We start from the raw sequence: 25768 nt of genomic DNA on the forward strand, positions 1-25768 counted from the left end.
AGTACGTCGTGACGGTGCAGGACCTGCTCACCGGCCTCTACAGCGAAGAGGGCCGCCAGAATCCGTACCCGTGGTACGCCCGCCTGCACCGGCTCGGGCCGGTCAGCGCGGTGCCGCCGCGCGCCGAGCACCGCACCGTGGCGGCGGTGGCGGTCGGCTACGACCTGATCGATGGGATGCTGCGCGATCCACGGTGGACCAAACAGCCGCCGCCCGGCTGGGAGGAGCACGAGATCCTGCGCACCTTCCAGACGTCGATGATGTTCATCAACCCGCCCGACCACACCCGGATGCGGCATGTCTTCTCGCGTACGTTCACCCCGCGCCGCCTCGGCGCCCTGGAGCCGGTGATCCTGCGCGTCGTCGACGACCTGCTGGACAAGATGGCCGACGCCGGTGACAGTGTCGTCGACTTCGTGGCCGACTTCGCGTACCCCATTCCCGCTCTGGTGATGGCCGAGTTCATCGGCATCCCGGCGGGGGAGTTGCCCTGGTACCGGGATCGGGTGGAGCGCATCGACGAGTTCCTGGATGTGGCCGGCAAGACCCCGCAGCGGTTGGCCGCCGCGAACGCCGCGGCGCAGGAGCTGCGGGCGTTCTACCGGGATCTGCTGGACCATCGGCGCCGTACGCCCGGCGAGGACCTGATCAGCGCCCTGGTCGAGGCGGTCGGATCGGGCGAGGTGGAGCTGACCGAGGAGGAGCTGATCAGCAACCTGATCGTGCTGTTCAACGCCAGCTTCGTCACCACCGTCTACATGTTCAGCAACGGCCTGCCGCTGCTGCTGGCCCACCCGGGGGCGGTCACCGCGCTGCCCACCGACGACGCCCTCGCCGCCGGGTGTGTCGACGAGGTGCTGCGCCTGCAGAGTCCGGTGCACTTCCTCGCCCGGGCCGCGCCGGAGGACACCGTGCTGGCCGGCGTGCCGGTCGCCGAGGGGGACAACGTCCTCATCATCATCGGGGCGGCCAACCGGGACCCGGCGCGGTTCCCCGACCCGGACGTCTTCGACCCGACGCGCGCCGGCCCGCCGTCGCTGGCCTTCGGGGTGGGCCTGCACTTCTGCCTCGGCGCGGCGGTGTCCCGGCTGGAGGGCCGCCTCGCGCTGCCCCGCCTGTTCGCCCGGTTCCCCCGGCTCGCGGTCACCGAGACCCCGACGTACAGCGGCAGCCTCTTCCTGCGCGGCATCGACAAGCTGCTGGTCAGCACCGGCGGATAGGAGATCGACATGGCCCTGCACCCGGAGGTGGCGGCCTACCGCGCCGCCCGCGCCGCGGCGGCCACGCCGCCGCTGTACACGCAGACACTCGCCGAGGCGCGCGCCGCGGACCTGGCCGCGATCCGCGCCGGCGGCGGCGCGGTCGAGCAGGTCGCCGAGGTACGCGACGAGCACATCCCCGGTCCGGGCGGTGACCTGCCCGTCCGGGTGTACCGGCCGGCGGGTTCCGGGCCGCTGCCCACCCTGCTGTACTTCTTCGGCGGCGGCTGGACGCTCGGCAGCATCGACACCGCCGACGGGATCTGCCGGCGACTGGCCAACGCGGTGCCCTGCCAGGTGGTGACCGTCGGCTACCGGCTCGCCCCGGAGCACCCCTTCCCGGCCGCGGTGCACGACTGCCACGCGGCGACCGTCTGGATCGCCGCGAACGCCGACCGGTTCGGTGTGGACCCCACGCGGCTGGCGGTGGGCGGCGACAGCGCGGGCGGGAACCTCGCCGCCGCGGTGACCCTGCTCTGCCGCGCGGACGGGCCCGCGCTGGCGGCGCAACTGCTCGTCTACCCGAACACCGACATCGGCGGGGAGCCGTCCGGCCCGGTCGGCGATGACCCGACCCTGTTCAACCGGCACTCGGTGGCCTGGTACCGGACGCACTACCTCGCCGAGGCGGAGCACGCGCGGGACCCGCTGGCATCGCCGCTGCGCGCCGACGACCTGTCCGGCCTGCCGCCGGCCCTGGTGGTCACCGCCGAGATGGACCCGTTGTGCGCCGAGGGGCAGCGCTACGCCGAGCGACTGAGCGCGGCCGGCGTGCCCGCCCGCGTCGACCACTACCCGGGGATGATCCACGGGTTCTTCGCCATGCCCGGCGTGTTCACCGACGGCCGGCGCGCGCAGGACAGCGCCGCCGCGTTCCTGCGGGACCGGTTCGGCCTGCCGTCGGACCGGGAGGCGACACCGGTCGAGTCGGAGGGCGCGGCGGTGTCCGGTGCGTGAGCCGGCGCTGGCCGACCGGCCGGTGACGTTCGCCGACTACGCGGAGCGGGCGCGCGCGGTGCTGGCCCCGGACGTGTGGGACTACGTCGCCGGCGGCGGCGCGGCCGAGGTGACGCTGGCCGCCAACCGGAGCGCGCTGGACCGGGTCGCCGTGCTGCCCCGGGTGCTGCGCGGCAGGGACGCGGTGGACACCGGCGCACGGCTGCTCGGTCAGCCGTACGCGCTGCCGGTCGGGGTGGCGCCGATGGCCTACCAGCGGCTCGTGCACCCGGACGGGGAGGCGGGCCTCGCGGCGGCGGCCGGCACGGCCGGCGTGCCGTTCGTGGCGAGCACCCTGAGCAGCACGCCGATCGAACAGATCACCGCGACCGGCGCCCCAACCTGGTTCCAGCTCTACTGGCTGCGCGAGCGGGCTCTGGTGCGCGACCTGCTGGACCGGATCGTGGCAGCGGGCTGCCGTGCCCTGGTCGTCACCGTGGACGTCCCGGTGCTCGGCCGGCGCCCCCGCGACCTGCGCAACGCGTTCCGCCTGCCGGCCGACGTGTTCGCCGCGAACCTGCCGTACGGCAGGGACACGCTCGCGCACACGGGCGCCCCCGGTGTCTCGGGGATCGCCGCGCACACCGACGCGTCGTTCGAGTCGGCCCTGCGCTGGGCGGACCTGGCCTGGCTGCGCGAGCACGTCGACCTGCCGCTGGTCGTCAAGGGGGTGCTGGACCCCCGCGACGCGGTCGAGGCGGTACGGATCGGGGCGGACGCGGTGGTGGTGTCGAACCACGGGGGACGGCAGTTGGACGGCGCCCCGGCCAGCGTCACCATGCTGCCGGAGGTCGTCGACGCGGTCGGGGACGGCTGCCAGGTGCTGCTGGACAGCGGCATCCGGAGCGGCACCGACGTGCTGCGGGCGCTGGCGCTGGGCGCGGCGGGCGTCCTGATCGGCCGCCCGCTGCTCTGGGCGCTGGCCGTCGGGGGCCGGCGCGGCGCGCAGGACGCGTTGGCGCTGCTCGCCGCCGAGGTGCGGGACGCGCTCACCCTCGCCGGCTGCGCCGACCCGACGGCGGCGGCCGGGCTGCGGACCCTCGGGACGGGCTGAGCCGGTGGACGTGACCGGACCGGCCGACCTCGGCGTCGCCGACCTGCACCCCGCGCTTGGCGACCCGGCGCTGACCTCGATGAACTTCCTCAACGAGGTGTCCGAACGGTATCCGGAGGCGGTGTCGCTCGCGGCCGGGCGCCCGTACGAGGAGTTCCTCGACGTCGCCGCGGTGCACCGGCACCTGGACACGTTCCACCGGCACCTCGTCGAGGAACGGGGACACTCGCCCGAGCAGGCGCGTCGGCTGTTGTTGCAGTACGGCCGGACCAAGGGCATCGTGCACCACCTCGTCGCCCGTAACCTCGCCCTCGACGAGGGGATCACGGTCGACCCGGAGGCCGTCGTGGTGACCGTCGGCTGTCAGGAGGCCATGTTCCTGGTGCTGCGGGCGTTGCGGGCCGGCCCGACGGACGTGCTGCTGGCGGTCGCGCCGACCTATGTCGGGCTGACCGGTGCGGCCCGGCTGGTGGACCTGCCGGTGTGGCCGGTCGCCGACGGACCGTCCGGAGTGGACCTCGCCGACCTGCGGGCGCAGGCGCGTCGGGCCCGTCAGGCGGGCCTGCGGCCCCGTGCCTGTTACGTGATGCCGGACTTCGCCAACCCGTCCGGGGTCAGCATCGACGTGGCCGACCGGCAGCGGCTGCTGGCGCTGGCCGCCGAGGAGGACCTGCTGTTGCTGGAGGACAACCCGTACGGGCTGTTCGCCGTCGCCGACGGGCCGCGCCCGCCCACCCTGAAGGCGCTGGACACCGGCCGGCGGGTGGTCTACCTCGGGTCGTTCGCCAAGACCGTGCTGCCCGGGGCGCGGGTCGGCTACGTGGTGGCCGACCAGCGGGTGGCCGGCCCGGACGGCCGCGTCGGGCCGCTGGCCGACCAGCTCGCCATGATCAAGAGCATGGTCACCGTGAACACCTCGCCGCTCGCGCAGGCGGTGATCGGTGGGCGGCTCCTGGAGCACGGGTGCAGCCTGGTGCCCGCGAACACCCGGGAGCGGGCCGCGTACGCCCGCAACCTGCGTCACCTGGTGGCCGGCCTGGCCCGGCGTTTCGCGGACCGGCCGGAGGTGCGCTGGACGGTGCCGGCCGGCGGGTTCTTCGTGGTGGTGACCGTGCCGTTCGTCGTCGACGACGCGTTGCTGGACCTCTCCGGGCGGGAGTACGGCGTGCTCTGGACGCCGATGGCGCACTTCTACGACGACACCGCGCCGGTGCGCGCGCTGCGGCTGTCGGTCAGCGCGGTGACGCCGGAGCAGATCGACGTGGGACTGGACCGACTCGCCGCCCTCGTCGGCGACGAGCTCCTGCGTGGACGGTCATAATGGGCCGCATGGTTGCCTGGGAGTACGCCCTGCTCGTTCGTCGCTATCAGGGACAGGGTCGCAATTTCACCGTCTCGTTCGTCTGGTACGGCCCGGACGGGTCCCGTAAGGACATCACCGCCTACGGCGACACGGCCATCGCGCACCTCAACCGGGCCGGCCGGGAGGGCTGGGAGCTGGTCTCAGCGGCCGAGGACGTCAACAACGTCCAGGGCAGCACCGAAGTCCACCGCTACCACCTCAAGCGCCCCCTGAACTAACCCCACCCCACCCGCCCCCCCCCCCCCGCCCGCCCCGTCCCCGCCCCCGTCCGCGTCGATCATGAAGTTGTGGTGGTGGACAAAGGTCGCCACCCGCCCTGAACCGGGCACCACGACTCCATGATCGACGCGGACTACTACGCGCGCGACCGTCAGGTCAGGTCGACGGCGGGGTAGAGCGGGTGGGGGGCCAGCAGGTCGGCGGCCTGGCGGGAGACCTTGTCGGCCAGGTCGGCGTCGAGCGTGTACTTCGCCTTGGACGGGGTGCCGTCGGCGTTGGCGCCGGCCGTGGTCTGGGTCAGCACGGTGTGGATCAGCTCCGCCGTCTGGTCCATCTCGGCGGCGCCCAGCCCGCGGGTGGTCAGCGCCGGGGTGCCGATCCGGATGCCGGACGTGTACCAGGCGCCGTTCGGGTCCTGCGGCACCGAGTTGCGGTTGGTGACGATGCCCGAGTCGAGCAGGGCCTGCTCCGCCTGCCGGCCGGTGAGCCCGTAGCCGGACACGTCGATCAACACCAGGTGGTTGTCGGTGCCGCCGGTGACGAGCGTCGCGCCCCGGCGCAGCAGCCCCTCGGCGAGGGCCTGCGCGTTGTCCACGATCCGCTGGGCGTAGTCGGCGAAGTCGGGGCGACGGGCCTCGGCCAGGGCGACGGCCTTGGCGGCCATCACGTGCGGCAGCGGACCGCCGAGCACCATCGGGCAGCCCCGGTCCACCTGGTCGGCCAACTCCGGCTGGCAGAGCACCATGCCGCCACGCGGGCCACGCAGCGACTTGTGGGTGGTGGTGGTGACGATGTGCGCGTGCGGCACCGGGTCGAAGTCGCCGGTGAAGACCTTGCCCGCCACCAGGCCGGCGAAGTGCGCCATGTCGACCATGAAGGTGGCGCCGACCGAGTCGGCGATCTCGCGCAGGATCCGGAAGTTCACCTTCCGGGGGTACGCCGAGTAGCCGCCCACCAGGATCAGCGGCTTGAACTCGCGGGCGGCCTCGGCCACCCGGTCGTAGTCGATCAGGCCGGTCGCCGGGTCGGTGCCGTAGCTGCGCTGGTCGAACATCTTGCCGGAGATGTTCGGCCGGAAACCGTGGGTGAGGTGACCGCCGGCGTCCAGCGACATGCCGAGCATCCGCTGGTTGCCCAGCTCGCGGCGCAGCGCGAACCAGTCCGCCTCGGTGAGGTCGTTGACCTGACGTACCTGCGCCTTCCTGAGGGCGGGGGACTCCACCCGGTCGGCGAGCACCGCCCAGAAGGCGACCAGGTTGGCGTCGATGCCCGAGTGCGGCTGCACGTACGCGTGCGCGGCCCCGAACAGTTCCCGGGCGTGCTCGGCGGCGAGCGCCTCGACGGTGTCGACGTTCTGGCAGCCGGCGTAGAAACGGCGGCCGACGGTGCCCTCGGCGTACTTGTCGCTGAACCAGTTGCCCATGGCCAGCAGGGTCGCCGGGGAGGCGTAGTTCTCGCTGGCGATGAGCTTGAGTGACTCCCGCTGGTCGGTCAGCTCGGCGCCGATGGCGTCGGCCACCCGCGGCTCGACAGCCCGGATCACCTCGAGGGCGCTCCGGAATGCGGTGGACTCGGCGTTGCGCGACATGCGACCTCCTACGAACGTGCGGAAGGCCCAGGCGCTCGGCAAACGTCCTCGTGACGGGGCCGCTCCCCGATGGTTCTCCATCCCAACGCGCCAGTAACGGCCCGCGCCGATCCTACCGGGCCGGCCGTGGCCGACCCGGCCGACCTCCCGACGCGAGCGCGTCGCGGTGGTTGAACCGTCCCCGCTCGGGCATGGGACCAGGGGGCCTCGCGCCGGCACGGGCGCGATGGTCCCGTCCACGAGAGGAGTCGACTCCCATGACCACACCGACCACCGGCCGGCCGTTCGCACTGGTGACCGGGGCGTCCAGCGGAATCGGGTACGAGCTGGCCGTGCGGTTCGCCGAGCACGGCTTCGACCTGGTCGTCGCCGCCGAGGACGACGGCATCGCCGCCGCGGCCGACAAGCTGCGCCGCGACGGTGGCGCCCAGATCCATCCGATACGCGTCGACCTGTCCACCGAGCAGGGGGTCGAGGAACTGGTGAGCGCCGTCGCCGCGACCGGACGCCCCCTGGACGCGCTGGCGCTCAACGCCGGCCGGGGCGCCGGCGGCGCGTTCGTCGGCGGCACCGACCTGCGCGACGAGCTGGAGATCGTCGACCTCAACGTGCGGTCGACGGTGCACCTGGCCAAGCGGATGCTGCCGGGCATGGTCGAGCGGGGCACGGGCCGGGTGCTGTTCACCTCGTCGATCGCCTCGACGATGCCGGGCCCCTTCCAGGCGGTCTACAACGCCTCGAAGTCGTTCGTGCAGTCCTTCGCGGAGGCGCTGCGCAACGAGCTGAAGGACACCGGCGTCACGGTGACCGCGCTGATGCCCGGGCCGACCGACACCGCCTTCTTCGAGCGGGCCGAGATGCAGGACACCCGGGTGGGTTCCGGCAAGAAGGACGACCCGGCCGAGGTCGCCGCGCAGGGCTTCGCGGCGATGATGAAGGGTGACCAGACCGTCACGGCGGGTTCGCTGCTCAACAAGGTGCAGACGGCCGCCGGGAAGATCATTCCGGACAAGCTCAAGTCCGAGCAGCACCGCCGGATGGCCGAGCCCGGCTCGGGCGACTGACCCCGGCACCGAAAGGGCCCGGCACGTGTGCCGGGCCCTTTCGGTGCGTACGTCTCGCCTCAGGCGGTCACCGCGTCGAGCGCCTTCTTGATCGCCTTCGGCTGGGTGGGGGTACGCGGCGCGTCCGCGCGCAACGCGATCATCTTCTCGCCGATCTCCTGGAGCTGCTTACGACCCAACGCCTCGCGGACCTTGGGGAACCACTCCTGCTCCTCCTCCTCCACGTGGTGCGTGACGTTCTCGATCAGCACCGTCGTCTTGGCGACGAAGCGCTCGTCCTTGGCGTCCATGCCGGCCAGCTCGGCGCAGAGCACGTCGGCCACGTGGTGCTCCTCGTACGACTCGAGGATGTCGTCCTCCAGGTCGGGCAGGAGCCGGCGGACCTCCGGATACATCACCTCGTTCTCCAGGTAGGTGTGCACCGTCAGGGCTTCCAGGATCTGGGTGACGAGCTTCTGCCGCTGGCTCGCCGGCCCCTCCTCGGCGTCCTGGAAGGCCTTGAACAGACGGCGCATCTCCTTGTGGTCCTCTTTGAGCAGGACGATGGCATCGGTCGACACCGGTGTGCCCCCTTGGTGGGTAAGTCGGCTGGTGTCGATCCGGTACCCCGAGCCCGAGCGGCGAAACAGGCGAACTCGGCTCACATCGCCTGGTCAGACGGTGGCGAGGGTGCGCGGGATCTCGTCGAGCAGTTCCCGGGCCAGGAAACCGATCCGGCCGTACCGGGGGATCAGCCGTTGGCCGCTCACGGCGTGCGCGAACGCCCCCCAGCAGGCGGCCTGCGCCGGGTCCGCGCCCCGGGACAGGAGCCCGGCCAGCAGGCCCGCGAGCACGTCGCCGCTGCCGGACGTGCCGAGGCCGGCGTCGCCGCTCTCCTCCCGCCATCCGCGCCCGTCCGGGGCGGCCACGTGCCCGTAGAGCGAGACCACCGCGTCGTACCGGTGCGCCAGCTCGGCGGCCTCGGCGCTCAGGTCGTCGCCCGGGTCGCGGCCGAGCAGGTGGCCGGCCTCGGTGACGTTGGGGGTGAGCACCACCGGGCGACCGGAGTCGACCAGCAGCTTCGGCTCGTGGCTCAGCGCGCCCAGCGCGTACGCGTCGAGGACCAGTGGGGTGCGCGGTCCGGCCGCCTCCAGGACGAGGTCGAGCAGCCGACCGGTCTCCTCGATACCGGACAAGCCCGGCCCCAGGGCCACGACGTCGGCCGCTGTCACCAACTCGCCGAGCTGCCCGGCCCGGTCGGCGGCGACCGCGCCGTCCGACGTCTCCGGCAGCCCTATCACCAGCGCCTCCGGCACCTGGATGCTCAGCGTGGCCGCGGTCGACTCGGCGAGGGCGAGTTGGAGCACCCCGGCCCCGGCGCGCAGCGCGGCCACCCCGGCGAGCAGGACCGCCCCGGGGGTGAAGCGCGAGCCGCCGATCACCAGCACGGTGCCGCGGCTCTCCTTGCCGCCGGCCGGCACCGGCAGCGCCCAGTCCCGCAGCAGCGCCGGCGTGATCACCTGCACCTCAGACCGGTTCGGCATGGATCTCGTCCTCCCTGGTCGCCTCGGCGCCCTGCCGGTGCAGGTGGCCGACCTCGTTGAAACCGCCCAGCCGCAGGATGCCCTGTTCGTCGGCGGACCAGTCGGTGATCGAGCAGTTGGCGATCACGTGTTCGCGGGTCAGCGCCATCAGCTCCTGCTCGGTCAACCCCTCGATGAGGTAGCGCAGCAGGAAAACCAGCGCGTCGTGGCCGAACAGCAGGACCCGCTGGCCCTCGTGGTCGCGGCGCAGGTCACCGAGGAGCGTCCGTAGGCGCAGCGCCACGTCGGTCCACGCCTCGCCGCCGGGCGGTCGGTAGTAGAACTTGCCCAGCCGGTCGCGGCGCTTCGCCTCGTCGGGAAACCGCTGGCGTACCCCGTGCCCGGTCAGGCCGTCCAGGATGCCCAGCTCCCGGTCACGCAGCCGCTCGTCGCGGCTCACCGGCACCCCGGTGCCGTGCAGCGCCAGCTCGGCCGTGGACACCGCCCGCAGGTACGGCGACACCACCGCGACGTCGGGTCGCCGGTCCTCGGGCAGACCCGCGAGCCAGCGGCCGGTCGCCCGCGCCTGCTCCTCGCCGGTGTCCGAGAGCGGTACGTCGGCGTCGCGGTGGCTCAGCGCGATCACGTCCGCGCCGGTCTGCTCGGCCCGGGTGGCCGCCACGTTCGCGGTGCTCTCCCCGTGCCGGATGATCCAGAGCGTCGACAGTTCCGCCATGCCGACCCCCTACCCGGGCGCGGCACGGGGTAACCGTCTCCGCGCCCGGGCCGGGCGTCGACTCAGCCGCGCCGTTGCAGCAGGGCCACGGTCATCCCGGTCACGTGGTCGACGCGGGCCACCTCGTACCGCTCGGTGAGCACGGCGGACTGCTTCTTCGGCAGGCTGGCCAGCGGCGTGTCGGTGACGGCCGGCAGCAGCACCCACAGTCGCGGCTCGTCGTGCAGACAACGGGCGGGGTTGGTGCAGGCCGAGTTGAAGAGTTCATTGCGTTGGACCGCGGAACGCTGCTCGAAGACGTTGCGCAGCTTCACGTCCTCGGGAAGGTAGTACCGAACCCCGCCCTCGGCCGCCCACCACCAGGCGCCACCGACCACCAGCCCGTCGCCGGGTTGGTAACCGGCCTCGACCACCCGCGCCGCCTCGGAGTACCCGAACGGCGCGAACGCCCGCTTCTGCGGATAGGTGTACCAGCTGTGCGAGTACTCGGCGCGCAGTGCGAGCTGGCCGGGCACGCTCAGGGCGGCGAGCACCACCAGACCCACCACGACCAGCGGGACGCGGCGCAACGCGGCGAGACCCGCGCCGGCGAGCACCGCCCAGGCCGGCAGGACGAAGAGCAGGTACTTCGAGAAGAAGTAGTTGATGTCGCCGGTGGAGGCCAGCAGGACCACCGGCAGCGGCACGGCGGCGATGAGCGCGAACATGACGGTCCGCGCGGCGTTGTCGCGGCGCAGGTGGGTCAGCACACCGACCACCGCCAGCGCGGTGACGGCGAAGGCCAGCAGCACCGAGCCGAGGACCTGTTCCCAGACCGTCCAGGGCGCGCTGTCCGGGATCCAGCTGATCTGCCGGCCCGCCTGCTTCATGCCGCGCAGGATCACCGGGGCGGCGATGCCCACACCGGCCAACGCGGCGAGTCCGAACCAGACCACCGACCACCAGCGACGCTCCCGCCAGCAGTGGATCAGCACGGCCAGACCGTGCCCGATCAGCAGGGTGAGCCCCACCACATTCACCAGGCCGATAACGGCTACGGCGAGCGTGTACGGCGCCCACCGCAGCCACCCCGGCCGCTCCAACGCCCGGAGCAGGAACAGCGTGGCCGCGGCGGCGGCGAGGACGACGAAGGCGTACGACCGGGTCTCCTGCCCGAAACGGGTGACCGTGGGCACGAGGGCGAAGGCGAACCCACCGGCGATCCCCGCTGTCTGGCCGAAGATCCGTCGCCCGGCCAGCGCCACGCACGCGGTGGCCAGGACCATGGCCAGCGCCGACGGCACCCGCAGGCTGGTCGGCCCGCTGCCGAAGACGGTTACCCAGCCGTGCATGAACAGGTAGTACGCGCCGTGCACGGCGTCGACGTTCTTCAGCATGCCCAGGATCTGGCTGGTGGAGCGGTTCGCCAGGTCGGCGCTGACCAACTCGTCCTGCCACATCTCCGGGCTGCCGAGTCGCCAGCCGACCGCGAGGGCCGCGAACGCCGTCGGCCAGAACCAGACACTGAGCGCCAGCCGGCGGGCGAACGGAAGCCGTCGGCGGGCCGGCTCGGTGGTCGGCGGGGGCGAGCCCACGTCGGTCTGCGCGGGGGGCGCGTCCGTGATGGCGGCACGGTCTGGCATCGGCGTCCAATCCGGGGGGCGTGCGGTGTGGGCGCGCCGATGATAGCCCTCGGCACTGAGGTCACGGAGCCGTCGCCCCGGTGCGCCAAGGCGGTGCCGCGACGGCCGGCGGCCCGCTTCGCCGGTGCTGGATTCGGACGCCGTGCCTGATAATGTGGCCCGCGCCCGTCGCGCACGTCCACCACGCACAGTAAGGCCCGGGGAACCGATGATTGTCGACATCATGTTGCCGTACTACGGGAGCGTGCCCCTCATGCAGGCGGCGGTGCGCAGCGTGCTGGCACAGACCGACCCGGGCTGGCGGCTGACCGTGGTCGACGACGGCACCGAGCCGGGCGTGCCGGAGTGGTTCGCGCAGATCACCGACGAGCGGGTGCGCTACCAGCGCAACGAGCGCAACCTCGGCATCACCGGCAACTTCCGCAAGTGCGTCGGCCTCGCCGAACACGAGTACCTGGTGATGATGGGCACCGACGACATCATGCACCCCAACTACGTGGCGACGGTGCGGTCGGTGATCGAGCAGTACCCGGGCGTCGGCATGGTGCAGCCGGGAGTCGAGATCATCGACGCCGACGGCACGGTGGTCAACACCATCGTCGACGAGGCCAAGCGGCGGCTCTACGCACCGCGCATCGAGTCCCGGGCGCTGATGGGTGGCGAGGATCTGGCGGCCAGCCTGCTGCGCGGCTGCTGGTTCTACTTCCCGTCGATCTGCTGGCGGACGGACGCGCTCAAGGCCGTCAACTTCCGCGAGGAGCTCCAGGTCATCCAGGACCTCGCGCTGGTGATCGATCTGATCCAGCGGGGCGAGCAGATGGCGATCGACACCACCCTGTGCTTCCAGTACCGGCGGCACGCGGTCAGCAAGTCTTCCGCCGACGCGATCACCGGCTCCCGGTTCGACGAGGCGCGGGCGTTCTTCGTCGACGTCGCCCGGCGGATGGACGAGCAGGGCTGGCCCCGGGCGGCGCGGGCGGCCCGCCGCTACATGTCGTCCCGGCTGCACGCCATCACGCTGCTGCCGACGGCGATCCTCGCCGGCCGAATGACCGGTGTGAAGAGCCTGTCGCGGCACGCGTTCGGGCCGGGCCGATGAGCGACCACGACCAGGCCGTCGCGGGCGGCGAGCCGCCCGCGACGTAGTCGGTCGGCGGTCCGCCTGGGCAGCGGCACGCCACGCTGGGCACCGGCCGGTAGCCCACGGGCCCGCCCTCAGGTCGTACCCTCGGGGCGTGGCCACGGCGGCGGAGGAGATCCGGGTGGGGGAGCGGCTGGTGCGCGTCTCCAGCCCCGACAAGCCGTACTTCCCGGAGCGTGGGCTGACCAAGCTCGACGTGGTCCGCTACTTCCTGGCGGTCGGCGACGGCATCCTGCGGGCGCTGCGCGACCGGCCGACCATGCTGGAACGCTGGCCGCGCGGTGTCTTCGAGGGCGCGACGATCGCGACCCGGCAGACCAACCGCGGTGACGCCTTCTACCAGAAGCGACTGCCGGCGGGCGCGCCCGAGTGGGTGCGCACCGCGCACATCACGTTCCCGAGCGGCCGGACCGCCGACGAGGTCGCGCCGAGCGAGCTGGCCGTGGTGATCTGGGCGGCCAACCTCGGCACCCTGCGCTTTCACCCGTGGCCGGTGTCCGCCGGCGACGTGGAGCGGCCCGACCAGTTACGCGTCGACCTCGACCCGCTGCCCGGCGTCGGCTTCGAGCAGGTGGTGCCGGTGGCCCGGGAGGTGCGGGCGTTCCTCGCCGAGCTGGGCATGACCGGCTACCCGAAGACGACCGGCGGGCGGGGCCTGCACATCTACCTGTCGATCGAGCCGCGGTGGAGTTTCGGCGAGTGCCGTCGGGCGGTGCTCGCGCTGGGGCGTGAGATGCAGCGTCGGCTGCCGGAGCTGGTCACCACCACCTGGTGGCGGGACCAGCGGGACCGGCCGGTCTTCGTCGACTACAACCAGATGTCCCGCGACCACACCATGGCGTCGGCGTATTCGATCCGGCCGACGCCTCGCGCGTTGGTGTCGGCGCCGTTGGACTGGGCGGAGCTGGACGACGCCCGTCCGGAGGACTTCGACGTGCTCACCGTGCCGGCCCGGTTCGCCGAGCGCGGCGACCCGCACGCCGGCCTGGACGGCGACCGGCACTCGCTGGAGCCGCTGCTGGAACTGGCCGACCGCGAGGGCCTGGAGGCGCCGCCCGAGCGGTGACCTACTGCCACGGGCTCTGCGTGCCCTCGAACTCCTCGAAGACCAGCCACGACCGCGTCGACAGCACCCCGGCGATGCGCTGCACCCGGTCGAGCACGACGTCCCGCAGGGCGGCGTTGTCCGGCGCCCGGACCAGGGCCAGCACGTCGTGCTCGCCGCTGAGCAGCGCGACGTGCTCGACGTAGCGCACCTGGGCCAGCTCGGCCGACACCTCCCGCCAGGTGTTCTGCTCGATCGTCAACGCCATGTACGCCGAGGTGCCCAGCCCGGCCGCCTCGGGCGCCACCTGGGCACGGAACCCCGTGATCACGCCGTCGCGGACCAGGCGCTCGACCCGGGCGTAGGCGTTGGTGCGCGAGATGTGGATCCGCTCGGCCAGGGTGCGCACCGACGTGCGCCCGTCGCGGACCAGCTCGTCCAGGATCCGCCGGTCGACCTCGTCCATGGCTCGGGCCGATCGTCCCGCTCCGGCGGCCCGGCCCACCCCGTCTTCGGTCTCCTGGCTCACCGATCTGCCTCCCGCATGCCAGACGTCCCGCCTTCTTCGTGGATCTTGAGTCAATCATCCGTCAGGCGGAAGCATAGGCTCACCACACGTCCCAGGAGGTCCCGCCGTGACGACCACACCCCAGGCGGTCCGCAGGGCATCCCCGCGCGCCCGTCGGACGGTCACCCCGCCCGACCCGGCGCGTCCGCTGCTGCCGGACGCCGAACCGGTCCGCCTGCTCGACCCGGCCGGCACGCCGCTGCCGGTCCGCACCGACTACCCGGAACCGCCCGTCGAGGCGCTGCGGGAGCTGTACCGCCGGATGGTGCTCGGCCGCCGGTTCGACACCCAGGCGACCGCGCTGACCAAGCAGGGCCGCCTCGCCGTCTACCCGTCGTCCCGGGGCCAGGAGGCGTGCCAGGTGGCCGCCACGCTCGCCGTCCGCGACACCGACTGGGTGTTCCCCACCTACCGCGAATCGATGGCGCTGGTTGCCCGAGGCATCGACCCCGTCGAGGTGCTCACCCTGCTGCGCGGCGACTGGCACTGCGGCTACGACCCGACCCAGGTGCACACCGCGCCGCAGTGCACCCCGCTCGCCACCCAGTGCGTGCACGCCGCCGGCCTCGCGCACGGTGAGGCGTACCAGGGACGCGACACCGTTGCGCTGGCCTTCATCGGCGACGGGGCGACCAGCGAGGGCGACTTCCACGAGGGCGTCAACTTCGCCGCCGTGTTCAAAGCCCCGGTCGTCTACTTCGTGCAGAACAACCGGTACGCCATCAGCGTGCCGCTGTCCCGGCAGACCGCCGCGCCGTCACTGGCGTACAAGGGCGTCGGCTACGGGGTGCCCAGTGAGCAGGTCGACGGCAACGATCCCGTGGCGGTGCTCGCCGTGCTGACCCGCGCGGTCGCGCACGCCCGCGCCGGCAACGGGCCGTTCCTGGTGGAGGCGCACACCTACCGGATGGAGCCGCACACCAACGCCGACGACGCCAGCCGCTACCGCGACGGCGCCGAGGTCGACGCCTGGCGCGACCGGGACCCGATCGCCCGCCTCGAGACGTACCTGCGCGCCCGTGCGGCGCTCGACGACGCGGCGGTCGCCGAGATCGCCGAGCAGGCCGAGGCGTACGCGGCCGACCTGCGGACCCGCATGAACAGCCAGCCCGCGGTCGACCCGCTGAGCCTGTTCGACCACGTCTACGCCGAGCCCACCCCGCAGCTCGTCGAGCAGCGCGAACTCATCCGCGCCGAGCTGGCCGCCGCGCACGACCAGGAGGGGGACGCCTGATGGCCACCACCATGGCGAAGGCCCTCAACACCGCCCTCGCCGACGCGCTCGCCGCCGACGAGAAGGTCGTCGTCTTCGGCGAGGACGTCGGGCAGCTCGGCGGCGTCTTCCGGATCACCGACGGCCTCCAGGCGCGCTTCGGCGAGAACCGCTGCTTCGACACGCCCTTGGCGGAGGCCGGCATCGTCGGCTTCGCCGTCGGCCTCGCGATGTCCGGGCTGCGGCCGGTCGTCGAGATGCAGTTCGACGCGTTCGCGTACCCGGCGTTCGAGCAGATCGCGTCGCACGTGGCGAAGCTGCGCAACCGCACCCGGGGCGCGCTCAGCGTGCCCATCGTCATCCGGGTGCCGTACGCGGGCGGGATCGGTGGGGTGGAACACCACTGCGACTCGTCCGAGGCGTACTACGCGCACACCCCGGGCCTGAAGGTCGTCACCCCGGCGACCGTCGACGACGCGTACTCCCTGCTGCGTGAGGCGATCGACGACCCCGACCCGGTGGTCTTCATGGAGCCCAAGAAGCTCTACTTCGCCAGCGCCGACGCGGCCCTGCCGACGCGGACCGAGCCGTTCGGCCGGGCCGTCGTGCGCCGGCCCGGCCGCGACGCCACGCTCGTCGCGTACGGGCCGGCCGTGCCGGTCGCCCTGGAGGCCGCCGAGGCCGCCCGCGAGGAGGGCTGGGACCTGGAGGTCGTGGACGTGCGCACGATCGTGCCGTTCGACGACGCCACCATCACCGCGTCGGTCCGGCGGACCGGCCGCTGCGTGGTGATCCAGGAGGCGCCCGGGTTCGCGGGCGTCGGCGCGGAGATCGCCGCCCGGGTGCAGGAGCGTTGCTTCCACGCGCTGCACGCCCCGGTGCTGCGGGTCGCCGGGCTGGATATCCCGTACCCGGCGCCGATGCTGGAGCACACCCACCTGCCCGGCGTCGACCGCGTCCTCGACGCGGTCGCCCGCCTCCAGTGGGACGACCAGCCGGACGCGCGTTGGGCGGCGGCATGACCACCGTCGAGCGGACACAGGTCTTCCTCCTGCCCGACCTGGGCGAAGGGCTGAGCGAGGCCGAGATCGTCGAGTGGCGGGTCGCCGTCGGTGACGTCGTCGAGGTGGACCAGAGCGTGGTCGAGGTGGAGACCGCCAAGGCCGTCGTCGACGTGCCCTGCCCGTACGCCGGACGGGTCGTGACCCTGCACGGCGCGGCCGGTGAGGTCCGCCCGGTCGGCCAACCGTTGATCACCATCGCGCCGCTGGACGGCGGCGACGAGCCCGCCGGGCACGCCACCTACCGCGAGGAGGAGCGGGCCGGCTCCGGCAACGTCCTGATCGGGTACGGGACGGGCCACGGCGGCGCCACCCGGCGTCGACGTCGGCCCCGGCTGGCCCTCGCCCCCGAGCCGGTCGACGCCGCTTCGCAGGATGCCGCCTCGGACGTCGCTGACCCGGCCGACGCCGGGCCGCAGGATGCCAGCCGGCTCGCGCCCGGCTCGGCCGGCGTTGCCCGGCCCGACGCGGGCACGGCGACCGGTACCGGTCCAGCGGTCCACGCTGCTCCGGTCGCCGGCGGCACGTCGTCGTCCGCCCTGGTCATCTCGCCGATCGTGCGCCGGCTGGCCCGCGAGCGCGGCGTCGACCTCGCCACCGTGCGGGGAACCGGGCCTGGCGGCGTGATCCGCCGCGCCGACGTGGAGGCCGCGCTCACCGCGCCCGCCGCCCGGCTCGCCGCCGTGCCGGACCCGCACGTCGCGCTGGCCCCGGCCGGGGACGGCGACGTGGTCGTCCCGCTCACCGGCATCCGCAAGGTCATCGCCGACAAGCTCTCCCGCAGCCGGCGGGAGATCCCCGAGGTGACCATCTGGGTCGACGTGGACGCCACCGGGCTGCTGGAGACCCGTGCCGCGATCAACGCGGCGACGCCCGACGCCCCGGTCAGCATCCTGGCCCTGCTGGCCCGGATCTGCCTCAGCGGCCTGCGCCGGTATCCGCAGCTCAACGCCCGCGTCGACACCGAGGGCCAGCGGATCATCCAGTCCGCCGGCGTGCACCTGGGCATCGCCGCGCAGACGGACCGGGGCCTGCTGGTGCCGGTGCTGCGCGACGCCCAGCGGCTCACCACCGCCGAACTGGCCGCCGCGCTGACGGAGACCACCGCCGCGGCACGGGCCGGTACGCTCGCGCCGGCCCGGCTCACCGGCGGCACCTTCACCCTCAACAACTACGGGGTGTTCGGCGTGGACGGCTCCACGCCGATCATCAACCACCCCGAGGCGGCACTGCTCGGAGTGGGGCGGATCGTGGACAAGCCGTGGGTGGTGGACGGGCAACTGGCCGTCCGCAAGGTCACCCAGTTGAGCCTCACGTTCGACCACCGGGTCTGCGACGGCGGGGTGGCCGGCGGCTTCCTGCGGCACGTCGCCGACTGCGTGGAGCGCCCGGCGCTGCTGATCGCCGCCGTCTGACGCGTACCCTCGGAGCCCCGACGTCGCCCGCGCGGCGTCGGGGCCGGCACGCGCCCCGGGGTTTCCCGGCGGTGTCACCGGGAAGTCGGCCCCGCCGGCACGCGCCGGACGCGTCGAAGGGAGCCGACAGGTGGGCGTGGCGAACGAGCTGCTACTCAACTCGATCCGGGTGCGGCGGCCCGCCGCGGCCGGCGCACCGCTCTACTGCGACGCCCGGGAGTACGGCCTGACCGGTGACGGCGCGACCAACGACCAGCCGGCGCTGGCCGCCCTCGTGGACCGACTCGGCGAGGGGTACGCTTCGGACGGCCGGGCCCGCGTCATTTACTGCCCGCCGGGCATCTACTCGATCCGCGACGCCGGAACGGTGTGGCGCAGCGGCGTCTCGCTGGTCGGCGCCGGCCCGGCGGCGACCCGGTTCATGCTCAGCAACGAGGGCAACCGCGCCGACCCGACCCCGCTGGCGTTCTGGACCACCGTGCAGCACGGCGCCGACCGGGACCGCCACATCGCCGACTGCACCTTCGCCGACTTCCAGATCGACGGCTCCGGCGTCGCGATGGCCGAGTACAACTACCTCGCCAAGGGCCTCGGCCTGCAGTACGTCGTGCGCGGCGTGTTCCGAAACCTCTACATCCACCACACCGCCGCCACCGGGCTGGGCTGCGACTTCCTGCAGGACTCGCTGATCGACGGCGTGGTCGTGGTCGGCTGCGGGCGGCTGGACAACGGCGAGCAGATCGGCGGCGCCGGGATCGGCGTGGGCATCGGCGGGTGGGGCCCGGTGGAGCGCCTGACCATCGCCAACTGCACCACCCTCGCCAACGGCACCAACGGCATCTTCCTCGAACTCCAGAAGGACTACTGGACGCCGCCGCGTGGCTACCGCATCGTCGGCTGCCACAGCCAGGGCAACCGGTTCGGCATCTCCGACTGGGGCGCCGACGGTCTCATCGTCTCCGCCTGCACGATGACCGGCAACCTGGAGGCCGGCTTCGACATCTCCGCCATGGGCACCGCCGCAGTGGCCGGGCGCGGCGGGCTGGTCGCCGACTGCGTCATCGACGGCAACATCCGCGACGGGGTCAGCATCGGCAACACCCCGGGCCCGTACAGCATCCGGGGCAACCGGATCAGTGGCAACGGGCAGCACGGCTACCACGCGCACGACCTCGGGCGGGGCTACCAGGGCGCGGTGCGGGACATGGTGATCGAGAGCAACGACTTCTGGGGCAACGGGCTGGACGCCATCCGGATCGACCACCAGATGACCGACGCGGTGCTGCTCAACAACCGGATCCGTAACAACGGCCGACAGTACGCGCAGGCCGCCAGCGGCAGCGGCGAGACCGTCCGTTACTCCGAACGGTCCGTGGTGGACCGGTCCGCGAACTGGCCGCACGACGGTCACCGCGGCAAGGTCCTGCGGGTGGGCCGGTCCGTGGCCATGGTCGCCGCGAACACCGGAGACGAACTCACCCTCGCCCCGGTACGTCCCGACGGCATCAGCGCGTGGAGCGGGGACATACCGCCTCCCGGCTGTGAGTACGAGCTGTCCGCCGCCCCCGAGCGGCGGGCCGGCATCACCATCGACGCGGCGTTCGACTCGGCGACCGTCCGCGGTAACCGGATCTGGGACAACCACGAGGACCGGACCCAGACCCACGGCCTGTGGATCACCGGGCGGGGAAGTTGCGTGGACTGCCGGGTCGAGGACAACGACCTGGCCGGGAACGCCGAGGACGGGATGTGCCTGGACACCCCGCCGGTGGGCGGACGGTGGCGCGACAACCACGTCGACGACAACGACTGGGGATGAACGCCGCGGCGGCGGCGACCGGAGTGAACCGGTCGCCGCCGCTGTCAGCGAGGGTTGGTGCTGGTGTTACGGGCTGTCAGCCGGCCAGGCCCGCCACCGGTGTCGGGTCCAGCACGACCGTCGCCGAGGCGGTCTGCGGCGGCACGCCGGGCTCCGTCGGCGCGTCCGTGTACTCCGCGACGAACACCGCGGTCAGGTTGTCCGCGCCGCTGTGCCCACCGTCGAGGAAGGTGGGGATGGTGCCGGAGCATCCGGTCGCCGTGGAGAGCGGGTGCCCGTGCTCATCGTGGCCGAGCACGTAGGTGACCTTCACCCGCGAGCAGTCCACCGGAAGGTCGTCGGTGACCTTCACCTCGTACGCGACCGTCTGCCCGAACTGGAAGGGCTGCCCGGCCACCGGGGCGACGAACTCGATGACCGGCGCGGTCGGCCCGACCACCAGCGGCAGGGTCGCCGAGGCCGAGCGTCCGGTGCGGTCGGTCACCTTCAGAGTCGGCGTGTACGAGCCGTTCTCCTGGAACGTCCACGACGGATTGGGATCGGTGCTGTCCACCGAACCGTCCGCGTCGAAGTCCCACGCGTAGCTCAGCTTGTCGCCGTCCGGGTCGGTGGTGCCGGCGCTGGAGAACGCCACGGTCAGCGGGGCCTGCCCGACGGTCGGGGTGCCGCTGATCTTCGGGATCGGCGTCCGGTTGCCCCGGACGAAGTCGATCCGTGACAACTGCGCGTCCGGGTTCTCGGCGAAGTAGCCGTCGCCGTACTCCAGCACGTAGAGCGCGCCGTCCGGACCGAACTCCATGTCCATCGGGTTGTCCACCACCAGCGACGGCGCCACCGGACGGATGTCCTGCACGTCGCCGTCGGAGTCGAGGCGGAACTCCTTGATGTAGTCCCGGGTCCACTCGTAGAACAGCGGCACCCCGTCGTAGTAGGCCGGCCACCGGGTACGCGACGTGCTGGTTCCGTCGTAGTCGTACGCCGGGCCGCCCATCGGGGCGATGCCGCCGGTGCCCAGCTGCGGGAACTCGGCCGAGGCGGCCGCCGCGTACCAGACCTGCGGGGCCTCGACCGGCGGCAGCACGCGCTTGCCCGTGTTGTGCGGCGAGTCGTTGACCGGGCGCTTGCAGTTGAACTTCGGACCGGACACGCCGGTGGCGAAGTCGTAGTCGCGGTAGGCGATGGTCGGCGTCACACAGTACGGCCAGCCGTAGTTCGCCGGCTTGTCGACAACCATCCAACGGCCGTGCCCGGCCGGCCCGCGCTCCGGATTCGGCGTGGAGGCGTCGGGGGAGTAGTCGCCCACGTACACGTCGTCGGTGCGCCTGTCGACCGCGAAGCGGAACGCGTTGCGCAGCCCCATCGCGTAGATCTCCGGTCGCGTCTGCGCGGTACCCGGCTTGAACAGGTTGCCGGCCGGCACCGTGTACCCGCCGCCGGCCTTCACCTTGATCCGCAGGAGCTTGCCGCGCAGGTCGTTGGTGTTGGCCGCGGTACGCTGTGCGTCATACGCCGGGTTCCGGTCGGCCCGCTCGTCGATCGGGACGTAGCCGTCGGAGGCGAACGGGTTGGTGTCGTCACCCGTCGACAGGTACAGGTTGCCCTTGCTGTCGAAGTCGATCTGGCCGCCGACGTGGCAGCAGATCCCCCGGTCGGTCGGCACGTCGATGATCTGCTGCTCGCTGGCGAGGTTGAGCTTCATCCCCTCCAGCTTGAACCGGGACAGCCGCAGCGCGCCCTTGAACCGCTGCCAGTCCGCCGCGGTGCCGACCTCCGGCGCGTCCCCCTCGTTGACGTCCGGCGTGGCCGGGTCGTCCACCGGGGTGTCCATGGGCGGTGAGTAGTACAGGTACACCCACTTGTTCTGGGCGAAGTTCGGGTCGATCGCGATGCCCTGCAACCCCTCCTCGTCGTGCTGGTACACGTCGATGTCGGCGGCGAGGGTGTTGAGCCCGGTGCGCGGGTCGTGGATGCGTACCTCGCCGGTTCGGGAGGTGTGCAGCACCCGCAGGTCGGGCAGCACGGCGAGGCTCATCGGCTCGCCCGGGAAGTCGTTCAGCGTCACCTTCTGGAAGCTGCTGTCCGGTGGCGGGGCCGGCGCGGCGGTCGCCGCCGTCGTCGGCGCGACCAGGCCGGCGGTCACCAGCAGCAGGGCGGACGCGAATGCGGTCCTGTTCATAAGGTAGCCCTTCACGGTGCTCAGTACCGAAGTGCGGCGAGATAGTCGAAGCCGACCCGGGCGGTGTCGATGGCGTCGGCGGGCACCCGCGGCGAGGTGCCCGCGTCGTCGCGCTCCACGATGTACTCCTCGATGCCCGCCTCCCGCTCGTGGGCGAAGATGCGGCCGAAGTCGATGACACCGTCGCCGAGGTCGGCGAAGCCACCCTCGACGTCCAGGTCCTTGACGTGCACCTGACGGATCCGTCCCCGGTTCTCCCGGATCACGTCGACCGGGTCGTGCGCCCCACGCCAGGTCCAGTACAGGTCCAGCTCGAAGTGGACCAACCGGGGGTCGGTCTGCCCGGTGAGGATCTCGAAGCCGGTCGAGCCGTCGGTCAGCGGCACGAACTCCAGCTGGTGGTTGTGGTAGCCGAAGTCGAGGCCCGCCCGCTCGGCGAGCCGGCCAGCCTGGTTGAGGTCCCGGGCCAGGGCGCGGTAGATGGCCGGGTCGCGGTACGGGCGGCCCTCGGCGTCCCGCCCGAAGTACGGGTGGACGATCTTCTTGCAGCCCAGCGTGTTGGCGTCGGCGAGGGCGCGTTCCCAGGTGGCGGCGTCGAACGGCTGCGGGATACCGGTGTGCCCGGAGGTGGCCCGCAATCCTGCGGCGTCGAGGGCGGCCCGGAACTCCGCGGCCGTACGCCCGACGAAGCCGGCATGCTCCACCCGCCGGTAGCCGATGCGACGCAGGGCCGCGAGGGTGCCCGGCAGATCGGCGGCCAGCTGGTCGCGCAGCGTGTAGAGCTGGATGCTGATGCGGTCCACCGGCACCCGACGCCGACCGTGGGAGTGGCCAGCGGCGGCGGTGTCACCGGCGGGCGCCGCGCTGGCCGGACCGGCGAACATCCCGGCGGCGCCGACGGCGGCGGCGGTGACGGTCGCGGCGCGGAGCAGCCCGCGCCGGCTGACCGGCTCGGAGGTCACGGTCGACTCCGAGCGGTTGGCCTGGTGATCCATGGTGGTGGTTCCTTCCTGACGGATGGCGTGCCGTCGGCAGCGGTCAACCCGCCGCCCGCACCGGGACGCGACGAACCGGCCGGAGACGTGCTCCGGCGTGGACGGTGTGGACGACGCGTTATCCGCGGTCGGCGACCCTGTGGGCGGACCGCGGCCGAACCCCGGCAGGGGCGGCAGGCAGGCTGATCGACGAATGGGCAACCCTCTATCTGAAACGCGACCCTACCCTTGACCCTGGACAAAGGCAAAGCTCCCTCGCGATCAGCAGAAGTTTCGCTCCACCTGACAAAAGTCCGCCCAGCGGGTGCGCGACAGTCCCGCGCCGGCCGCGTGCGGCGCGTGTTCGTCCGGTCGGTGACCGTCGCGCCCCGGGCGTCGACCCATTCGCCGGCGCTGGAATCTATCCACTTTTTGTCCACTTGTCGCTCATACGATCGGTTGGCTGGATCGATCCCAGAGGCAAGGAGGACGACATGAAGATGCGAGCGGCCCGGATGTACGACTACCACGAACCGTGGCGACTGGAAGAGGTGCCGGTGCCGGACATCGGCGCCGACGAGGTTCTCGTCAAGGTCGCCGCGACGGGTATGTGCCGCAGCGACTACCAGCTCGCCCAGGGCTACTTCACCAAGGCCGCGCCGATGGAGTTCCCGGCCATCCCGGGGCACGAGATCGCGGGGCACGTGGCCGGAGTGGGCTCCGCCGTGCCGAGATCGGCCGGACTGTCCGACGGCGATCTGGTCGTGGTCAACCCCGGCTGGGGTGACGGCACCTGCCGGCAGTGCCACGAGGGCAACGAGCAGCTGTGCAGTGGGACCGGCTCGTGGCCCGGCTTCGGTCCGCCGGGCGGCTTCGCCGAGTACGTCGCGGTGCCGTACCGCCACCTGATCACGGTGGACCCCGGTGGTCAGAAGCCGGAGACGTTCGCGCCGCTGACCGACGCCGGCCTGACTCCGTACCGTGGGATCAAGAAGCTGGCGGCGGCCGGGAAGCTGGGTCCGGGCCGCACGGTGGTGGTGGCCGGCATCGGCGGGCTCGGCAGCTACGCCGTGCAGTACGCCAAACTGCTCGGCGCCGGCGCGACGGTGGTGGCCTTCTCCCGCACCGACGACAAGCTGACGGTGGCCCGGGAGAACGGTGCCGACCACACCGTCAACACCCGCGACAAGTCGGCCGAGCAGGTGCAGGACGAGATCGAGGCGGCGACCGGCCGCCGGACCGTCGACGCGATCCTCGACTGTGCCGGCGCCAAGGAGTCGATCGCCCTCGACTTCTCGATCCTCGAACCGGAGGGCGCGGTCGCCTCGGTCGGCCTGATGGGCACCACGGTGGAGGTGCCGCTGAACGTGATCGTCGGAACTGAGCTGTCCTACTTCGGATCATTCTGGGGTAACTACAACGACCTCACCGAGGTGCTCGCGCTCGGATCGGCCGGCAGGATCAAGCACACCATCACCCCGGTCAAACTCGACGACATCAACGAGAACCTGGAGGCGCTGGGCCGCGGAGACGTGGTCGGCCGCCAGGTCGTCGTCTTCGAGTAGGGGGTGACCTGATGCCGATCGCCACCATCAATCCGGCCACCGGGGAAACCCTGGAGACCTTCGAGGCGCACTCGCACGTGGAGGTGCGCCGGCGGATCGCCCAGGCCGCCGACGCGGCGGCCACCTTGCGGGGCACCAGCTTCACGCAGCGGGCGACCTGGATGAACGCCGCGGCCGACGCCCTCGAATCCGAACTCGAGGACGTGGCCAGGATGCTCACCCTCGAAATGGGCAAACCGCTGGCGCAGGCGGTCGCGGAGGCGCGCAAGTGCGTGCACGGCATGCGCTTCTATGCGGCAAACGCGGAGAAGTTCCTCGCCGCCGAGCCGCTGGACGACCCCGGCGCCGTGCACGCCAGCCAGGCCTGGACGGTCTGGCAGCCGCTCGGCGTGGTGCTCGCGGTGATGCCGTGGAACTTCCCGCTGTGGCAGGTGATGCGCTTCGCCGCGCCGGCGCTCATGGCCGGCAACGCCGGACTGCTCAAGCACGCCTCCAACGTGCCGCGGGCCGCGCTCTACCTCGACACGCTCTTCGAGAAGGGCGGCTTCCCGCCCGGCTCCTTCCGGACGCTGCTGATCTCCTCGGCCGACATCGAGCCGGTGATCACCGATCATCGGGTCCGGGCGGTCACCCTGACCGGTTCGGAGCCCGCCGGCCGGTCGGTCGCGTCGATCGCGGGCCAGAACATCAAGCGGACGGTGCTGGAGCTGGGTGGCTCCGACCCGTTCATCGTGATGCCGAGCGCCGACCTGGACGCGGCCTCGACGACCGCCGTGCGGGCCCGCGTGCAGAACAACGGTCAGTCGTGCGTGGCGGCCAAGCGCTTCATCGTGCACGACGACGTCTACGACGAGTTCGTCCGTCAGTTCGTGGCCAAGATGGGAAAGCTGGTCGTCGGCGATCCGATGGACGATGCCACCGATGTCGGTCCGCTGGCCACCGAGGCGGGGCGCGACGACCTCGCCGAACTGGTCGACGACGCGGTCGCCAAGGGCGCGGAGGTGCTCGTCGGTGGCGTCGTGCCGGCCGGGCCCGGCTGGTACTACCCGCCCACGGTGCTCGCCGGTCTCACCGACGACATGCGGATCGTCTCCGAGGAGGCATTCGGTCCGGTCGCGTCGGTCTACCGGGTGGCCGACCGGGCGGAAGCCGTCCGGGTCGCCAACCAGACCACGTTCGGCCTCAGCTCGGCCGTTTGGTCCGGCGACGCCGAGGAGCAGGCGTGGTTCGTTCACCACCTGGACGCCGGCATGGTCTTCCTGAACGGCATGACCGAATCCTTCCCCGAGCTGCCGTTCGGCGGTGTCAAGAACTCGGGGTACGGGCGGGAGCTCACCTATGCCGGCATCAGGGAGTTCTGCAATCTGAAGACGGTCTGGAAGGGCTGA

22 protein-coding genes and 1 riboswitch are annotated in these 25768 nt (G+C 72.3%); of the genes, 14 read left to right on the forward strand and 8 right to left on the reverse strand.

What is annotated here, in order from left to right; genetic code table 11:
* Positions 1 to 8 precede the first annotated feature (8 nt).
* From ACTFTM_RS15870 to ACTFTM_RS15890, 5 genes are read left to right on the forward strand one after another with little or no spacing between them, the layout of a single operon-like run.
* Positions 9 to 1220, forward strand: coding sequence for a cytochrome P450 (locus tag ACTFTM_RS15870; RefSeq protein WP_449561258.1), 1212 nt, complete (start codon positions 9 to 11; stop codon positions 1218 to 1220).
* 9 nt (positions 1221 to 1229) lie between these two features.
* Entirely contained in the window at positions 1230 to 2216 is a 987-nt protein-coding gene (locus ACTFTM_RS15875; RefSeq protein ID WP_449561259.1) for an alpha/beta hydrolase, read from the forward strand.
* Positions 2209 to 3309 carry an alpha-hydroxy acid oxidase gene (locus ACTFTM_RS15880; protein WP_449561260.1) on the forward strand — a complete coding sequence of 367 codons (1101 nt, stop codon included), beginning with the start codon at positions 2209 to 2211 and terminating at the stop codon, positions 3307 to 3309. The genes ACTFTM_RS15875 and ACTFTM_RS15880 overlap by 8 nt, the downstream gene beginning before the upstream one ends.
* A gap of 4 nt (positions 3310 to 3313) precedes the next feature.
* Positions 3314 to 4630 carry an aminotransferase class I/II-fold pyridoxal phosphate-dependent enzyme gene (locus ACTFTM_RS15885; protein WP_449561261.1) on the forward strand — a complete coding sequence of 439 codons (1317 nt, stop codon included), beginning with the start codon at positions 3314 to 3316 and terminating at the stop codon, positions 4628 to 4630.
* Complete coding sequence (locus ACTFTM_RS15890) at positions 4630 to 4890, forward strand: hypothetical protein (RefSeq protein ID WP_007460594.1); 261 nt, start codon at positions 4630 to 4632, stop codon at positions 4888 to 4890. Before ACTFTM_RS15885 ends, ACTFTM_RS15890 begins: the two co-directional genes overlap by 1 nt.
* A 152-nt stretch (positions 4891 to 5042) precedes the next feature.
* Here the strand turns inward: ACTFTM_RS15890 and ACTFTM_RS15895 are convergent, their stop codons facing one another.
* Positions 5043 to 6479 carry a glycine hydroxymethyltransferase gene (locus ACTFTM_RS15895; protein WP_449561262.1) on the reverse strand — a complete coding sequence of 479 codons (1437 nt, stop codon included), beginning with the start codon at positions 6477 to 6479 and terminating at the stop codon, positions 5043 to 5045.
* An 18-nt stretch (positions 6480 to 6497) separates the two neighbouring features.
* Positions 6498 to 6587: riboswitch (ZMP/ZTP riboswitch) on the reverse strand.
* A 149-nt stretch (positions 6588 to 6736) separates the two neighbouring features.
* On the opposite strand from ACTFTM_RS15895, the gene ACTFTM_RS15900 reads away from it, so the two are divergent.
* Positions 6737 to 7543 (forward strand): SDR family NAD(P)-dependent oxidoreductase, encoded by an 807-nt coding sequence (locus ACTFTM_RS15900; protein ID WP_449561263.1) that lies wholly within the window; start codon positions 6737 to 6739, stop codon positions 7541 to 7543.
* 59 nt (positions 7544 to 7602) lie between these two features.
* On the opposite strand, the gene ACTFTM_RS15905 is transcribed toward ACTFTM_RS15900, so the two are convergent.
* The 4 genes from ACTFTM_RS15905 to ACTFTM_RS15920 form a co-directional block, all read right to left on the reverse strand.
* Positions 7603 to 8103: a hemerythrin domain-containing protein gene (locus ACTFTM_RS15905; protein ID WP_449561264.1), complete on the reverse strand. Its 501-nt coding sequence runs from the start codon at positions 8101 to 8103 to the stop codon at positions 7603 to 7605.
* Positions 8104 to 8196: 93 nt separating this feature from the next.
* Positions 8197 to 9066: an NAD(P)H-hydrate dehydratase gene (locus ACTFTM_RS15910; RefSeq protein WP_449561265.1), complete on the reverse strand. Its 870-nt coding sequence runs from the start codon at positions 9064 to 9066 to the stop codon at positions 8197 to 8199.
* Complete coding sequence (locus ACTFTM_RS15915; RefSeq protein ID WP_449561266.1) at positions 9050 to 9781, reverse strand: histidine phosphatase family protein; 732 nt, start codon at positions 9779 to 9781, stop codon at positions 9050 to 9052. Before ACTFTM_RS15915 ends, ACTFTM_RS15910 begins: the two co-directional genes overlap by 17 nt.
* Positions 9782 to 9843: 62 nt before the next feature.
* A complete protein-coding gene (locus tag ACTFTM_RS15920) occupies positions 9844 to 11403 on the reverse strand; it encodes a glycosyltransferase family 39 protein (protein WP_449561267.1) in 1560 nt (519 codons plus the stop codon).
* Between the two features lie 208 nt (positions 11404 to 11611).
* Here ACTFTM_RS15920 and ACTFTM_RS15925 point away from each other — a divergent pair, with 208 nt between their 5' ends.
* On the forward strand, positions 11612 to 12502 hold the full coding sequence (locus ACTFTM_RS15925; RefSeq protein ID WP_449561268.1) for a glycosyltransferase family 2 protein: 891 nt from the start codon (positions 11612 to 11614) through the stop codon (positions 12500 to 12502).
* A 136-nt stretch (positions 12503 to 12638) separates the two neighbouring features.
* Positions 12639 to 13610 carry a DNA polymerase domain-containing protein gene (locus ACTFTM_RS15930; RefSeq protein ID WP_449561269.1) on the forward strand — a complete coding sequence of 324 codons (972 nt, stop codon included), beginning with the start codon at positions 12639 to 12641 and terminating at the stop codon, positions 13608 to 13610.
* Position 13611: 1 nt separating this feature from the next.
* Here the strand turns inward: ACTFTM_RS15930 and ACTFTM_RS15935 are convergent, their stop codons facing one another.
* Positions 13612 to 14055 carry an Lrp/AsnC family transcriptional regulator gene (locus ACTFTM_RS15935; protein WP_449566648.1) on the reverse strand — a complete coding sequence of 148 codons (444 nt, stop codon included), beginning with the start codon at positions 14053 to 14055 and terminating at the stop codon, positions 13612 to 13614.
* A gap of 169 nt (positions 14056 to 14224) precedes the next feature.
* Between ACTFTM_RS15935 and pdhA the strand changes: the two genes are divergently transcribed.
* The 4 genes from pdhA to ACTFTM_RS15955 all read left to right on the forward strand — a co-directional run bounded on the left by pdhA (position 14225) and on the right by ACTFTM_RS15955 (position 19665).
* Complete coding sequence (pdhA, locus tag ACTFTM_RS15940; RefSeq protein ID WP_449561270.1) at positions 14225 to 15391, forward strand: pyruvate dehydrogenase (acetyl-transferring) E1 component subunit alpha; 1167 nt, start codon at positions 14225 to 14227, stop codon at positions 15389 to 15391.
* Entirely contained in the window at positions 15388 to 16392 is a 1005-nt protein-coding gene (locus ACTFTM_RS15945) for an alpha-ketoacid dehydrogenase subunit beta (RefSeq protein WP_396804965.1), read from the forward strand. The genes pdhA and ACTFTM_RS15945 overlap by 4 nt, the downstream gene beginning before the upstream one ends.
* Positions 16377 to 17846 carry a dihydrolipoamide acetyltransferase family protein gene (locus ACTFTM_RS15950; RefSeq protein ID WP_449566649.1) on the forward strand — a complete coding sequence of 490 codons (1470 nt, stop codon included), beginning with the start codon at positions 16377 to 16379 and terminating at the stop codon, positions 17844 to 17846. The genes ACTFTM_RS15945 and ACTFTM_RS15950 overlap by 16 nt, the downstream gene beginning before the upstream one ends.
* 136 nt (positions 17847 to 17982) lie before the next feature.
* Positions 17983 to 19665: a right-handed parallel beta-helix repeat-containing protein gene (locus ACTFTM_RS15955; RefSeq protein WP_449566650.1), complete on the forward strand. Its 1683-nt coding sequence runs from the start codon at positions 17983 to 17985 to the stop codon at positions 19663 to 19665.
* A gap of 76 nt (positions 19666 to 19741) precedes the next feature.
* On the opposite strand, the gene ACTFTM_RS15960 is transcribed toward ACTFTM_RS15955, so the two are convergent.
* Positions 19742 to 21841 carry a PQQ-dependent sugar dehydrogenase gene (locus ACTFTM_RS15960; protein ID WP_449561271.1) on the reverse strand — a complete coding sequence of 700 codons (2100 nt, stop codon included), beginning with the start codon at positions 21839 to 21841 and terminating at the stop codon, positions 19742 to 19744.
* A gap of 20 nt (positions 21842 to 21861) precedes the next feature.
* Positions 21862 to 22836: a sugar phosphate isomerase/epimerase family protein gene (locus ACTFTM_RS15965; RefSeq protein WP_449561272.1), complete on the reverse strand. Its 975-nt coding sequence runs from the start codon at positions 22834 to 22836 to the stop codon at positions 21862 to 21864.
* 473 nt (positions 22837 to 23309) lie between these two features.
* On the opposite strand from ACTFTM_RS15965, the gene ACTFTM_RS15970 reads away from it, so the two are divergent.
* Entirely contained in the window at positions 23310 to 24380 is a 1071-nt protein-coding gene (locus tag ACTFTM_RS15970; RefSeq protein ID WP_449561273.1) for an NAD(P)-dependent alcohol dehydrogenase, read from the forward strand.
* 11 nt (positions 24381 to 24391) lie between these two features.
* Positions 24392 to 25768 carry an NADP-dependent succinic semialdehyde dehydrogenase gene (locus ACTFTM_RS15975; protein ID WP_449561274.1) on the forward strand — a complete coding sequence of 459 codons (1377 nt, stop codon included), beginning with the start codon at positions 24392 to 24394 and terminating at the stop codon, positions 25766 to 25768.

Source organism: Micromonospora sp. RB23 (assembly GCF_053585025.1).

Bases quoted from the DNA above. Each gene is read 5' to 3' on its own strand.
- ACTFTM_RS15910 (WP_449561265.1), bottom strand. From the start codon at position 9,066: ATGCCGAACCGGTCTGAGGTGCAGGTGATCACGCCGGCGCTGCTGCGG.
- ACTFTM_RS15970 (WP_449561273.1), top strand. From the start codon at position 23,310: ATGAAGATGCGAGCGGCCCGGATGTACGACTACCACGAACCGTGGCGA.
- ACTFTM_RS15875 (WP_449561259.1), top strand. From the start codon at position 1,230: ATGGCCCTGCACCCGGAGGTGGCGGCCTACCGCGCCGCCCGCGCCGCG.
- ACTFTM_RS15895 (WP_449561262.1), bottom strand. From the start codon at position 6,479: ATGTCGCGCAACGCCGAGTCCACCGCATTCCGGAGCGCCCTCGAGGTG.
- ACTFTM_RS15925 (WP_449561268.1), top strand. From the start codon at position 11,612: ATGATTGTCGACATCATGTTGCCGTACTACGGGAGCGTGCCCCTCATG.
- ACTFTM_RS15915 (WP_449561266.1), bottom strand. From the start codon at position 9,781: ATGGCGGAACTGTCGACGCTCTGGATCATCCGGCACGGGGAGAGCACC.
- ACTFTM_RS15890 (WP_007460594.1), top strand. From the start codon at position 4,630: ATGGGCCGCATGGTTGCCTGGGAGTACGCCCTGCTCGTTCGTCGCTAT.
- ACTFTM_RS15965 (WP_449561272.1), bottom strand. From the start codon at position 22,836: ATGGATCACCAGGCCAACCGCTCGGAGTCGACCGTGACCTCCGAGCCG.
- ACTFTM_RS15960 (WP_449561271.1), bottom strand. From the start codon at position 21,841: ATGAACAGGACCGCATTCGCGTCCGCCCTGCTGCTGGTGACCGCCGGC.
- ACTFTM_RS15920 (WP_449561267.1), bottom strand. From the start codon at position 11,403: ATGCCAGACCGTGCCGCCATCACGGACGCGCCCCCCGCGCAGACCGAC.
- ACTFTM_RS15900 (WP_449561263.1), top strand. From the start codon at position 6,737: ATGACCACACCGACCACCGGCCGGCCGTTCGCACTGGTGACCGGGGCG.
- ACTFTM_RS15935 (WP_449566648.1), bottom strand. From the start codon at position 14,055: ATGGACGAGGTCGACCGGCGGATCCTGGACGAGCTGGTCCGCGACGGG.
- ACTFTM_RS15975 (WP_449561274.1), top strand. From the start codon at position 24,392: ATGCCGATCGCCACCATCAATCCGGCCACCGGGGAAACCCTGGAGACC.